We start from the raw sequence: 436 nt of genomic DNA, 5'->3' as shown, positions 1-436 counted from the left end.
TCCCGTTCCCCGGCCTCAGCCTTTCTGTGCAGCCAGGCGTCATAGGCGGGATCAGAACTCTGGGTTTCCACCACATAGCTACGCATAAAATCTCGCAACAACTGGGCAGCGGTTCGATCCCGTTGCTTGGCCGCATCGGCAAACGCCGCCTTCAGGGTGTCTTCCACCCGAAATGTAAAGGTGCTTTCAGGCATTACGTTACTCCTCTCTATGTACACGAAAAGTACAGCGTAACACATGGCCTGTCAATTTCCTCTCACCACAACAAGGAGCCCACACTCATGCAGAACGATCTTGACCACCTTACCGTCATCGACATGGATGCCGGAGACCTCTTCAGCGGCAGTCCTTCGGGCCGTATGATCAAGGGGTTTAGCGCCCCGTGCAGCTTCACACCTCGTCTGGACCCGGACTATCTGTTCCATGATTCCATGCG

Annotated in this window: 1 protein-coding gene; it reads right to left on the bottom strand. The window is 55.0% G+C overall.

What is annotated here, in order from left to right; genetic code table 11:
- A partial coding sequence (locus HUV26_RS13555; protein WP_205245152.1) for a hypothetical protein occupies positions 1 to 194 on the bottom strand: 194 nt, incomplete at its 3' end.
- Positions 195 to 436 lie beyond the last annotated feature (242 nt).

The sequence above is a fragment of the Desulfovibrio psychrotolerans genome, assembly GCF_013340305.1.
Classification (GTDB): Bacteria; Desulfobacterota; Desulfovibrionia; order Desulfovibrionales; family Desulfovibrionaceae; genus Halodesulfovibrio; species Halodesulfovibrio psychrotolerans.
This window is presented reverse-complemented; position numbering and strand designations above follow the sequence as displayed.